Genomic DNA, 11869 nt, shown 5'->3' with positions numbered 1-11869 from the left:
CTCGCCCGCGCGGGTCGCCGGCGGGATCGGCCGACCGGGCGGACCTGATCTCAGCCCCCTGGCAGACCGGGCGGGCGCGGCCCACCCGGTCTGCCGAGGGTCAACCGCTCTTAGGCGGCGTTCTTCTTGCCGTTGCGGCGGATGAAGAAGACCGCGCCACCGCCGACCACCACGAGGGCGACCGCGATGCCCGCGATCAGCGGCGTGGAGTTGCTGCTACCGGTCTCGGCGAGGTTGCCGGTGCCGGTGCCGCCGGAGCTGGCCGGGCTGGGCTGGTTGGCCGGCATGGTCGGGGGCGGGGTGGCCGCCTTGCAGTCCAGCACGCCCTGGAACGTCTTCACCGACTTGTCGGGCAGCGTGATGTCGATCTTGTAGCCCTGGTCCTCGGCGACCGGAACCGTGATCGTCTGCGACTTGCCCGGGGCGATGGTGTAGGTCTTCCCCTCCAGGGTGAAGGTGAAGTCCTCGTCGCCCTTGTTGGTGGCGCTGACGTCCACGCCGGACTTGGCGCAGTCCACCTGCGCGGTCAGCGCCGGTATCGGGCCCTGATCGGCCCACGTGGCCGTCGCCGTCGCCTTGACCTCGGTCTGGCCGGTGCCGGCCAGGATCATGGTCTGGCTCGGCTTGCCGGTCTTCGGGTTGGTGCCCGCGAAGGCGCGGCCGACCGGCACGCTCGTGGTCGCGGAGACCGACATCGAGGTAGTGCCGGGCTTGGTGCCGGCGGGCACGTCGAAGAAGAACTGGCTGCCGTCACTCACCGAGGTCACCGGCTTGCCGTCGGCGTCGACCAGCTTCACGCCGGACGGCGCGTCGGAGGCCAGCACCGCCTGGGCGCCGCTCGCGTTGGTGCGCGCCGTGACCGGGCCTATGCGGCCGCCGGACTTGCCGGACACCGACGGCGGGGTGAGCTCCAGCGACGGCGAGGGCTCGGCGACGGCCTGCGCGGACTGGTCGAGGTAGTCGGCCAGCTTCTCGGCGGCCGGGTCATCGGCCGTCGCCTTCGGGTCGTCGGAGAGGCGCCAGATCGCGACCTGGGTTCCGGCCGCGGCGGCCTCCTTCGACAGCGGACCGGATCCGGCGGTCTTCGCCAGCGCGTCGAGGTCGTTGACCTGCGGGAAGGAGTGCTGGAGTATCCAGGTGATCTTCCCGGCCACGTCCTTGTCCTTGCCCGGCTGGGTCAGGGACGTCGCGCTCCAGGGAACCTCGTTGTACGTGGTGTTCCCGGACGTGTCGGCACCGTTGTAGAGGTCGATGCAGTAGGTGTAGACGGTCGTGCCGTCGCTGAGGCTCAGCTTGAACAGCCCCGCCACCTCGCGCGCGGGCTTGCCGTCCTTGTCGGTGACGGTCGCGCCGCCGTACATACCCGGCACGAGGTCTCCGAGCTTGCCGGAGGCACCGCCGGACGACGCCGTACCGCTGTCGCCACCGCTGTCGGCGGCGGCAGAGCTCGCGCCGGCGAACGCGCCGGCCGCGAGCACGCCGGTCGCGAGACCGGCCGCCGCGAGGCGGGCAGCGCCTCGCCTGTAGGTCTTGAACATGAGTTTTCCCCTCCGGGCGAGGCCCCTGGTCGGTGATGAAGGGTTGGCCCCGCCTGTCCCGTGCCCCCGTGCGTACGAACGCCGAAATCCTAGGAACCGCACCCGACATAACCACAGCCGAGAGCGGACCGAACGACTTTCGAATCTCAATCGTTATGCACTCCGTGCATGTTTCCGTCATTGTCGATAAATCATCGAGGCAATTCAGGCCGCCCATGCCCGCGCATATTCATCCGCCCGTCCCCTCACGGCACGGCCGCCGTCAGTTCCGGCTGCGCCGGCCGCACTTCCGGCCGCGCGGCAGCGCCGCTTCCACCGCCCCCGACGGAGCGGGTGAACCGGGCCACGCCCCGGGCCAGGTCATGCCCGATCGCCACCGCCTCGAGCTCCGCCCCGAGATAGCGCTTGCCGTCCTTCTCGTCCTGCCTGATCCTCAACCGCCCCTGCACGACGAGAGGTTCGCCGAGGCAGACGGACTCCTTCACATTGCTCCCGAGGCTCCGCCACGCGCGCACGGTGTAGAAGCTCGTGGCCCCGTCGGTCCACGCACCGCGCTCCGCGTCCCAGCGGCGCGAGGTGGTGGCCAGGCGGAACCGGGTGACGATCAGGCCGGTGGCGGTCACCTGGCTCTCCGGCTCGGTCGCGACATTTCCCACGACGGTCACCAAGGTCTCGTTCATCGCACGTTCCTTTCGTCCGTCGCGCTCCCCTGCGGAACGCGACAAGACAATCGTGCGCGAAATCGGACCCTCGCCGAGAAAAGATCCTCAAACTGTGGATAACTCGCCCAATGTGGATAACTTCGTCACTCGGGCGAGCGATCCGACCCGCTGCCGACGCCCGCCGGCACCTCGCCCCGCCGGCTCGATGCGCTCGCCGACGACCGGAGCCGGGCGAGGGCCGGCGCGGAGCCGGCGACGACCGCGAACTGCTCGCGAACCTCGCGGTACCGCATCAACTCGGCGGCGACGGGTTCGAGGACCCGGGCCCGGCCGCAGTCGGCCGCCGCGTCCCGCAGCCGGCGCTCGGCGGCCTGTCCGTATCTTCTGGCCGGCCCGCGCGCGGCGAGCCGGCACGTGCCGGAGACCAGCGGACCGCCGAGCCCGCCGAGCCCGACCGTCACCAGCGGCGGCCACCAGGACATGTCAAGCGAACCCGAGGCGATCGCACTCAGGCAGACCACTCCGGCCAGCGCGAGGGCCATCAGCAACCACTGCACGGCCGCGGCCACCGACCACCAGCCGGGGCGCTCCGGCGTTCCCGGCCGGGCCCGGACCGCCGCGGCGTCGAGCGCCGCCGGCAGACCCTCACCGCCGCGCCGCGCCGCGTCCCGCACCGCTCTCGCCCAGTGCACGGGCAGTCCGCGCGCCGCGTCGGCGGAAAGTCCCCGCACGGCCTCGTCGATCACCGGGCGGGAGGCGGTCGGCCGGGTCGCGGGAAGAACGCTCCTTTCGGTTCTGGACGGTGCGGTCGGCCGAACTTCGGCCCGACGAGGCCCCTTTGTCCGCCAACCGGGTGAACCGATCATTGTGCGGACGAAACGGGAACAGCCCGCGGAACCGGTCCGTTCTCCCAACAACCGACTCCACGGAGTGCCGCAGGCGTCCCACGCGGCACTCGACCATTCCTTCTCCGCCGACTGACCGGCGCCGGCCGCTCCTACCGCGTCCGCGAGCCGGTCGACGAACTCCTCACGCGCCGGATCGGTGAGCCCGGCGCCGCCCTCGCCGACGTAGAGCGGCTGGAGCCCGCTCGCCGTGCGGTCCATGTCCGCCGCCAGCCGCCGTACCGCAGCGGCTCGCTCCGCGACGATCTGGGCGAGCACGGCGCGCAGGTCCGGCACGCCCTGCCCGGTGAGGGCGGAGGCGGCGAGCACGACGGCGCCCGCCTCGCCGTGCTCACCGACCGCGAGACCGTCCTCGTCGAGCAGCCCTCGCAGGTCGTCGAGGACGAGGTCGGCCGTGTCCCCCGGGAGACGGTCGACCTGGTTCAGCACCAGCACGGTGACATCGGCGTGCCCCGCCAGAGGCCGCAGGTAGCGCTCGTGCAGGGTCGCGTCGGCGTACTTCTCCGGGTCCAGCACCCAGACGACGACGTCCACCAGCCGCAGCAGGCGGTCCACCTGCTCGCGGTGACCGGGGGCGGCGGAGTCGTGGTCGGGGAGGTCGATCAGCACCAGCCCGTCGAGGCTCCGTTCCTTGATCTCGACGAGGTCCGCGCCGGCCTCGTCGACGTCGCCAACTGAACAGTGGGAAGCGCCCGCAGGGACGTCGGACCGGTCGGGCGGGCACTCCGCCTGTTCCGGGAGCCTCGCCTGCTCCTGCCCGTGGCCGATCTCCGGCACGTGTCCGTGCACCGCCTGCGCCTGCGCCTGCCCGGACGACGGGGCCGGAACGTCCCGCAACCCGTAGCGGGCGTAGCGGTCCTGGGGGGCGACGCCCAACCGGTCGAGCAGTCCGGCCGCCCGCTCCGGCTGCCAGGCGCAGGACACCGGTCGCGCGGTGGTGGGCCTGCGCACGCCGGTGGCGGACAGTTCGAGTCCGGTCAGTGCGTTGAAGAGCGTGGACTTGCCGCTGCCGGTCGCCCCGGCCAGGGCGACCACGGTGTGGTCGAGCGACAGCCGCCGCCGCTCGCCGACCCGGGCGAGCAGTTCGCTGCTCTCGGCCAGGTCGTCGGGGCTGATCCGGGTCCTGGACAGGCCGAGCAGTTCACCGAGGGCGTCGACCCGCGCGGTCAGCGGGTCGGCCGGGGCCGGCTCGGCGGATGCGTTCGGGAGGTCCAGGGCCGAGGGGCTAGTGGCCACCGGATCACCTCTCCTTCTGTAGTACGGACAGGGCGGCGATCAGGGAGGACTGCTGTCCGGCGGTGACGTCGCAGCCGTCGACGGGCGCGAGCCGCCGCTCACGCTCGCGCGAGAGCAGCCCTGTCACCGCGTCGTCGAGCAGGTCACGGGCGGCGTCGCGCAGCCGGACCGCCGCCTGGGCGCCGAGGGTCTCGGCCAGTCGCTCACCCGCGGGGCTGCCCGCCCTGCCGCCGAGCAGCACGGTCGCCAGCAGGGCGGCGACGTCCTCCGGGTCGGCGGCAGGCCGGTCCGCACCGCGGGCCGACCTGGCCTCGGCGTAGGCGAGTTCGGCCAGCCCGCGCCGCCAGCGGCGCACTCCCTTGTCGATGCGGGCCGCGACGGCCACCCGGTCGCGATCGGGCCGGGCGGCCGGATCGTCGAGCAGGGCCGCGCCGGCCGGTTCACGACGCCATGCCTCGGTGACCCGGTCGTCGGCGGCGTCGGTCTCGGTCCGCAGCAAGGCGGCCAACTCCTCCGCCAGGGCTCGCTGCAGGGCATCGGTGCCGCAGGCCGGATAGCTCTCCCAGTAGGCAAGTGCCTCTCCGGCGAGGGAACTTCCGGCGTCCACGGCCGCGGCGGTCCGGACCGCGGCCTGGTCGTAGGCGTCCTCGGCAGCGCGGGCCAGCCGTTGCGCGGCGGCGTACTGGGCCGCCGAGGCCGCAGCCAGGGCGGGCAGGCGGCCACGCAGCGAGTCGAGGGTGCCGACCGCGGTGCGGCGGGCGGCGTGCTGCCGGGCGGCCGGGTCCTCGGCGCAGTGGGCGAGCCAGGCGCGCAACGCGGCGACGGTGGTCTGGGGCAGCAGTCCCGCTCCCGCCGCGGACTCGGGCAGTTCGGGAACGGTGAAGCGGGGCACGTCGCCGAGGCCGGCCTTGGTCAGGAGGGCGGCGTAGTGCCGGCTGATGTCGTCGGCGACCTGGTGCGGCACCCGGTCGAGGACGGTGGCAAGGGTGACGTCGTACTCCTTGGCGGCGCGCAGCAGGTGCCAGGGGAGGGCGTCCGCGTAGCGGGAGGCGGTGGTGACGAGGATCCAGATGTCGGCGGCGCAGATGAGTTCGGCGGCGAGCTCGCGGTTGCGGGTGACCAGGGAGTCGATGTCGGGTGCGTCGAGGAGGGCGAGGCCGCGCGGGAGGGAGTCGTCGGCCTCCAGGCGGAGTTCGGCGCGCTCCGGTGCGTGGCGGTCGGCGTCCGAGCGGTCCTGGCCGTCCTCGTCGGCGCGGGAGCGCTGCCGCACCGACCAGGTACGGGTCAGCCCCGGAAGTACTCTCGGGTCGGCGAACCAGGCGCGGTCCTCCGGGTGGCAGACCAGCACCGGGGTGCGGGTGGTGGGCCGCAGCACGCCGGACGCGCTGACCCGGCGGCCGACCAGCGAGTTGACCAGCGTGGACTTCCCAGCCCCGGTGGAGCCGCCGACGACCGCCAGGAGGGGGGCTTCCGGGGCCCTCAGCCGGGGTACGAGGTAGTCGTCGAGCTGGGTCAGAAGCTCCCGACGGGCCTGGCGGGCCCGGGCGGCCCCGGGTAGTGGGAAGGGGAAGCGTGCGGCGTCGACACCATCACGCAGTGCGGACAGCGCATCAAGCAGTTCGGGCCGTACGTCCAAGATCACCACAATGGCACAATGCCCCAAATTGACGTGATTTCGAAGCCCATTCAGACAGATTTGCCCTATTCACACCGCGCGACGCCCCGATGGGGCACATGGGGACCAGGGGGCGGAATGAGCCACCGGCATAACGAGTGCACAACGGCAGCATTTCGACCCGTCAAAAGCGATGCGGCTTCCTCGGCCACCTGGGATTATCGGACCGCTTCACCGAACCTCCACAACGTGTTACGCGGGTGAAGCAACCGGCAGCAGGCATGTGGCGCCCTATCCTTGACCCCGGTACGAGGTCACGGAACCACCCAGGGGCGGAGACAGCCGCGGCCACTGTCCGGCCCCCGTAGCTCAGTGGATAGAGCAGGCGCCTTCTAAGCGCTTGGCCGCAGGTTCGAGTCCTGCCGGGGGCACAAACAGCCTCCCGCCTGGGAATCCTCCTTCCCTGGCCGTCGGGCCCATGGAAGCGCAGCAATAATCGGCCAAGCGCCCCCGCATCGCTTGGCCGCAGGTTCGAGTCCCGCCGAGGGCACCACGGCAGAGATATGGACCGATCTCGCTTCATCCTGCGTTGTCGCAGGTCAGCGCCACGCCAGAAAATCGGCGGACCTTCCGGGCGGGCGGAGGGGGATGTGTGGGCAGGTCACCGCGCGGAACCGGGCCATCCCTTCTTCCTGGCTGAAAACAGCGATCTCCGGGCGGCTGCCGGCAGGCCCCATGGGATCACCGTCTGTCGCCCTGCTCACCACGGCCGGCCGCTGCTCCGCGAAGGGCGACGGGGCCGATGGCGACCTGCTCGGCCCATGGCCTCAGTGCGGGTCGGAAGGCGGTGGTTGCAGTGCCTCCGCCTTGGCCCGGACCTCCGCGGCCCGTGCGGGGCGGAGGGCGGTGAACAGTTCGGCGGCCTCGTTCCAGGTGCCGCGCGCCTGCTCGACGTCACCGCGTTGCAGCAGGGCGGACGCGAGGTGGTCCAGCACCTCGCCCCGGTGGAAGTCGAGCCGGATCTCCCGGCAGATCTCCAGTGAGGTGCGGTAGTTCGCGATCGCCGCGTCGAGATCGCCGAGGCGCTGCCGGGCGTATCCGAGCGTGTCCCAGGCCCCGGCCTCGGGACCGCGGTCGCCGAGTTCGCGCTGGAGCGGGATCACCTCCTCGCACGTGGCCACGGCCTCCTCGTACTCGCCGAGCAGAGCCAGGAACCAGGCCACGGCGCCGAGGCCGCGGGCGACCTCGGTGGGCTGGCCGAGGTCGCGGGCGATCGCCAGCGAGTTCCGGGCGTGCTGCAGGGCCTCGACGTGGCGTCCTTGGTGGTCGCGCACCGTGCAGGCGCGCTGCTCGACGCGGGCCTGCTGCTCGCGAGGGAGCCGCGGCCGGTGCCTGAGCATGAGCGCGATCGCCTCGTCGGCCTCGTCGGCGTGGCCCGGTCCGACCGTCGCCGCCCGGGCCAGCTCGTAGCAGACGCCGGTGATGGCGGCGGGGTCGTCGAGGGCGAGGCGCTGGGCGGCGATCTCCTCCGCCCAGCGGCCGGCCAGTTCGTTGTAGCGCTTCCACTCCAGGGCCAGGTCGACGCGGTGGCGCAGCAGGCGCGGCCCCTCCAGGGAGCGCAGCGCGGCGGCGGCCGTCGACTCCTCCTGGCGGTACCACTCCAGGGCCTCCTCGCGGTTGTCGACCGCGACGGACACCACGCCCGGCACCGGGACATCCGGCAGTCCGGACGGGTAGTCCCACAGGAACCGGTTGCTCACGTGGGCGTTGTGCCTCAGGTAGTCCAGGAGCCGGGTCTCGGCGCCCACCCGGTCATCCCCCTCACGCTCCATGAGCTCCACGCCGTAGGCGCGTACGAGGTCGTGCAGGACGTAGCGACCGTCGGCGTCGCGGGACAGCAGGCTTGCGGAGGTCAGCTCGCGCAGGTGCCGGCGTGCCGTGGCCATCGCCGTCTCCCCCAGGCAGGCGGCGGCCTCGGCGGTCAGCGCGGGGCCGGGGTGGACGCTCAGGTACCGGAAGAACCGCTGGGCCTCGGCCGTGAGTGCGCGGTAGGACCAGGAGAAGACGGCACGCACGTCAACCCGGCGGTCGTCGGCCGCCAGAGCGTCCAGCCTCGGCCGGGTCTCGCGCAGCTCGCGGACGCCGACCCGCAGCAGCATCCCCGGCGCCGCGGTCAGTTGCGCGCCGACGATGGCGACGGCAAGTGGGAGGAAGCCGCACAGCTCGACGAGTTCGGCGGCCGCGTCGGCCTCCGCCGCGCAGCGCCGCTCGCCGATCCTGGCCGCCAGCCCGGCCAGGGACTCGGCCGGCGTCCACGCGTCCAGGCTGATCAGCGAGGCACCCTCGGTCGCCACCAGGCCGGAGAGCTGGTTGCGGGAGGTGACGATGGTCAGGCACCCGACCGCCGCCGGGAGCAGCGGCCTGACCTGCTCGGCGTCGCGCGCGTTGTCCAGGACCACGACGAGTTGCCGGGACGCGGTCCGCTCCCGGAACAGTGCGCTGCGCTGCTCGGTGTGGCGGGGAATCTCGTTGCTGGGCACCCCCAGCGCGGCCAGGAAACCGCCGAGAGCCTCGCCCGGATCCAGGGGGCTGCCGGTGTCCTCGTACCCGCGGAGGTTCACGTACAGCTGGCCGTCGGGGAAACGGTCGGCCACCTGATGCGCCCAGTGCACCGCCATCGCGGTCTTGCCCACCCCCGCCATGCCGCCGATCACGCAGACCACGGCCTGCCCGGCCGCCAGCGCGCTGAAGGCGCGGACGGTGGCCAGCGCGCCCTCGCGGCCACGGAAGACCGCCAGGTCCGGTGGCAGTTGCTGCGGCGTTCGGACGACGGGCCGGGCGGACGCCTGCACCATCCGCCGCCGCTCGTCCTCGCCGAGTTCCAGGGCGTCCAGCAACTCGTTCAGCGTCGACTGACGCGGCAGCCGCTTGCCGCGCTCCATGTCGCTGATGGCCCGCACGCTCACTCCGGACGCCTCGGCCAGGCCCTCCAGCGTCAGCAGCGAACGCTGCCGCGCCTCGCGCAGCAGCGGGCCGAGCATGCCCTGGCCCACTCCCATTCCCACCTCCGCGACACGGTCCGGCGTGCGTGCCGACGAAAGACGCGGCCACTGGTCAGCGCTTCCGACCAATGCCCCAAACGTAGCATTTAGTGGTTTGAACGCTCAATTATGTCCGCCCGTGGATCAGCCCGTTCCCCGCGAGCGAGCAGGCGAGCTCGGCGCGGCGGGCGGGCCGGGCGCCAGTGGTCTCGTTTGCGAAGAACGCCGGCCTCGCTCGACGCCCTCGCCCCGACCCGCTCGCTAGGTTCTCGCCATGACCATCACGTACGAGTGGCGAGGCGACGTCGACAACACGGCCCTCAACGAACTGCATGCCGAGGGGTTCGGCGGGCCCGTCCAGCGGACCGACTGGCGTACACGGCTTCAACGGCACAGCCTCGGCTGGGTCGTTGCCAGGGACGGCCGGCGTCCGGTCGGTTTCGTCAACGTCGCCTGGGACGGCGGCGTCCACGCCTTCCTCCTGGACACGGTGGTCGCGCGGGACGCGCGTACGCACGGGGTGGGTGCCGCGCTGGTCGAGAGGGCCACCGAGGGATGCCGGGCCGCCGGGTGCGAGTGGCTGCACGTCGACTTCGAACCGCACCTGCGTGCCTTCTACTTCGGCGCGTGCGGCTTCCGGGAGACGGCGGCCGGGCTGATCGCCCTCTGACCGCCCTCTGACCGCCGGCCCCCGATTCAGGAACCCGCCGGCCCGGCAGGAAGGAAGGGCCACCACCACCGACGACACCCCCTCCGCACCGTCCATCTCCCGCCCACGGGGATCCGGTTGGCCTTGCCCACCCGCACCCGTTGACAAATGGTCAACATATCTTGACCATTGACCCATGCCATCCGAACCCCCCGCCTCCTCCGGCGGTCCGAGCGAGGACGTCGTCCACGTCGAGACCGATCAGCAGTTGCACGCCGTCGGCAGCCTCGTGCGCCACCGGATCCTCCGGGTGCTGCGGGAGGGGCCCGCCACGGTCACCCAGATCGCGGCCCGCCTCGCCATCGCCAAGGGCAGCTCCAACTACCACGTCAAGGTGCTCGCCAAGGCCGGTCTGATCTCCGTGGTGGACACCCGGAAGGTGCGGGGCGTCAACGAGCTCTACTACGGCATGGCCGGCAAGACGATCCAGCTGCCGGAATCCAGCCCCGGGCAGCCCGAGTTCCTCATGCGGCACGCCCTGGCCGACGTCGAGTCCTCCCCCGAACCCGAGCACACGGACATGCGGCTGCGGCACCTGCGGCTGAGCCCGGAGGACTTCGCGACCGCCGTCGAGAAACTGGACGCCCTGCACGCCGAGTTGGTCGCGCTCAACGACCCCCGGCAACCGGCCGCCGACCTCTTCTCCGTGCTCTACCGGCCGCAGGACACCCGCCCGGAAACCGGCGCACCCGCGACCGAGCCCCCGTCCGGCGCCACCGAGGACTCCCCGCCGCAGGGCGCGAAGTCCCCGCGCACCACGCCGTGCACGCGGCGCACCACCACCGGACGCGGGAAGGAAGAGGCCGGCTCATGACCACACTTCGCAGCCGCCAGGCCGGGCTGCCCGGCACGTTCCAGCGGATATGGGCCGCGTCCGCGGTCTCCTCGCTGGGCGACGGCATCTACTACTCGGCCCTGCCCCTGCTCGCCCTCACCCTGACGCGCAACCCCGTCATCTTCGGTGTGATGGAGGCCGTCACCCTCCTGCCGTGGCTGCTGTTCGGGCTGATCGGCGGCGCCCTGGTCGACCGCTGGGACCGGCGCCGCACCATGGCGATCGCGGACCTGTGCCGCGGCGCGCTCCTGGTGATCGCCACCATCGCGGTCGCCGGCGGCGTCCTGGACATCGGCGTGCTCATCGCGGTCGGCTTCCTGCTCGGGATCGGCGGGGTGCTGTTCGACACCGCAGCGATGGCCTACGTGCCGGAACTCCTGGACCGTGATCCCGACGCCCTGAACCGGGCCAACTCCCGCCTCCAGGGCACGCAGCGCGCCCTGGACGGGTTCGCCGGTCCGCCCGCAGGCAGCCTGCTGTTCACGCTGAGCCGCGCCGTCCCCTTCGCGGTCGACGCCGTCTCCTTCCTGTTCAGCGCCCTGGTGATCCGGAGCCTGCCCGCTCGCCCGAAGAAGCCGGCCCGCCCCAGGACACCGCTCCTCGCCGAGGCGTGGGCCGGCGCCCGCTACCTCTTCCACCACAAGGTCCTGCTCGGACTCGCGCTCCGCCCGGCGGTCGGGAACTTCGCGTTCTGCGGCATCGGCGCGGTGCTCGCCCTCTACGCGCACAACACGCTGCACCTGGGCACGGCCGGCTACGGCACGTTCCTCACCGCCGAGGCGATCGGCGGCCTGGGCGGTACGTTCGCGGCCGGCTGGACGGCGTCCCGCCTGGGCACCGGTGGCACGCTGACGCTCACCGCGGTCGTCGAGGCGGCGTCGCTCCTCTTCGTCGGCCTGTCGGCCAACGCGTTCTACGCGGCGGGCGGGTTCGCCGTCCTCGGAGCGGCGATGGGCGCCACGATGACGCTGGGGCCCTCCGTCCGGCAGGCCATCGTGCCGGACGAGTTGATGGGGAGGGTCGGCGCGGCCTCGCGGCTGACCGCGCTGAGCGCCGGGCCCTTCGGCGCGCTGGTCGGCGGCTGGCTGGCGCACGTCGCCGGAACCCGCTCCCCCTTCCTGGCAGGCTCAGGCATCCTGCTGGTCATGGCCGTGCTCACCGCGCCGATGACCAGCAACCGGCGGATCGACGCGGCGATGGCCGAAGCCGAAGGACGGCGGGTATCTGCACCTGGCGACGCCGCGGCCGCCGTCGAGGCCGGGACCCGCTCGGCCGCCGCAGAGGACGTCCCGACACCGTCCGCCTGAGCGCACGTCAGGCGGACGCGC

8 protein-coding genes and 1 tRNA gene are annotated in these 11869 nt (G+C 72.6%); 4 read left to right on the top strand and 5 right to left on the bottom strand.

What is annotated here, in order from left to right; translation table 11 throughout:
- Positions 1 to 110: 110 nt before the first annotated feature.
- The 4 genes from C4U44_RS25165 to C4U44_RS25150 form a co-directional block, all read right to left on the bottom strand.
- The gene (locus C4U44_RS25165; protein ID WP_103888264.1) at positions 111 to 1538 is read right to left on the bottom strand and encodes a thioester domain-containing protein; all 1428 of its coding nucleotides are present in this window, start codon (positions 1536 to 1538) and stop codon (positions 111 to 113) included.
- Between the two features lie 245 nt (positions 1539 to 1783).
- Entirely contained in the window at positions 1784 to 2218 is a 435-nt protein-coding gene (locus tag C4U44_RS25160) for a single-stranded DNA-binding protein (protein WP_103888263.1), read from the bottom strand.
- Positions 2219 to 2343: 125 nt separating this feature from the next.
- Positions 2344 to 4341, bottom strand: a complete 1998-nt coding sequence (locus tag C4U44_RS25155) for a dynamin family protein (RefSeq protein ID WP_103888262.1) — start codon at positions 4339 to 4341, stop codon at positions 2344 to 2346.
- A 4-nt stretch (positions 4342 to 4345) separates the two neighbouring features.
- Positions 4346 to 5986 (bottom strand): dynamin family protein, encoded by a 1641-nt coding sequence (locus C4U44_RS25150; RefSeq protein WP_103888261.1) that lies wholly within the window; start codon positions 5984 to 5986, stop codon positions 4346 to 4348.
- Positions 5987 to 6314: 328 nt separating this feature from the next.
- Between C4U44_RS25150 and C4U44_RS25145 the strand changes: the two genes are divergently transcribed.
- A tRNA-Arg gene (locus C4U44_RS25145) sits at positions 6315 to 6387 on the top strand.
- A 396-nt stretch (positions 6388 to 6783) separates the two neighbouring features.
- Here C4U44_RS25145 and C4U44_RS25140 read toward each other — a convergent pair.
- Positions 6784 to 9015 carry an ATP-binding protein gene (locus tag C4U44_RS25140; RefSeq protein ID WP_235032326.1) on the bottom strand — a complete coding sequence of 744 codons (2232 nt, stop codon included), beginning with the start codon at positions 9013 to 9015 and terminating at the stop codon, positions 6784 to 6786.
- 256 nt (positions 9016 to 9271) lie between these two features.
- Between C4U44_RS25140 and C4U44_RS25135 the strand changes: the two genes are divergently transcribed.
- The 3 genes from C4U44_RS25135 (at position 9272) to C4U44_RS25125 (ending at position 11848) form a co-directional block, all read left to right on the top strand.
- Entirely contained in the window at positions 9272 to 9667 is a 396-nt protein-coding gene (locus C4U44_RS25135) for a GNAT family N-acetyltransferase (RefSeq protein WP_103888260.1), read from the top strand.
- Positions 9668 to 9842: 175 nt separating this feature from the next.
- A complete protein-coding gene (locus C4U44_RS25130; protein ID WP_103888259.1) occupies positions 9843 to 10520 on the top strand; it encodes an ArsR/SmtB family transcription factor in 678 nt (225 codons plus the stop codon).
- Positions 10517 to 11848, top strand: a complete 1332-nt coding sequence (locus C4U44_RS25125) for an MFS transporter (RefSeq protein WP_235032325.1) — start codon at positions 10517 to 10519, stop codon at positions 11846 to 11848. Before C4U44_RS25130 ends, C4U44_RS25125 begins: the two co-directional genes overlap by 4 nt.
- Positions 11849 to 11869 lie beyond the last annotated feature (21 nt).

This window comes from Actinacidiphila yanglinensis, from assembly GCF_900107965.1.
Taxonomy (GTDB): Bacteria; Actinomycetota; Actinomycetes; order Streptomycetales; family Streptomycetaceae; genus Actinacidiphila; species Actinacidiphila yanglinensis.
Note: the sequence above shows the minus strand (reverse complement) of the source record. Positions and strands in the feature narration are given on the sequence as shown.

Coding starts and splice junctions, on each gene's coding strand:
- C4U44_RS25165 (WP_103888264.1), bottom strand. CDS start 1,538: ATGTTCAAGACCTACAGGCGAGGCGCTGCCCGCCTCGCGGCGGCCGGT.
- C4U44_RS25160 (WP_103888263.1), bottom strand. CDS start 2,218: ATGAACGAGACCTTGGTGACCGTCGTGGGAAATGTCGCGACCGAGCCG.
- C4U44_RS25140 (WP_235032326.1), bottom strand. CDS start 9,015: ATGGGAGTGGGCCAGGGCATGCTCGGCCCGCTGCTGCGCGAGGCGCGG.
- C4U44_RS25135 (WP_103888260.1), top strand. CDS start 9,272: ATGACCATCACGTACGAGTGGCGAGGCGACGTCGACAACACGGCCCTC.
- C4U44_RS25130 (WP_103888259.1), top strand. CDS start 9,843: ATGCCATCCGAACCCCCCGCCTCCTCCGGCGGTCCGAGCGAGGACGTC.
- C4U44_RS25125 (WP_235032325.1), top strand. CDS start 10,517: ATGACCACACTTCGCAGCCGCCAGGCCGGGCTGCCCGGCACGTTCCAG.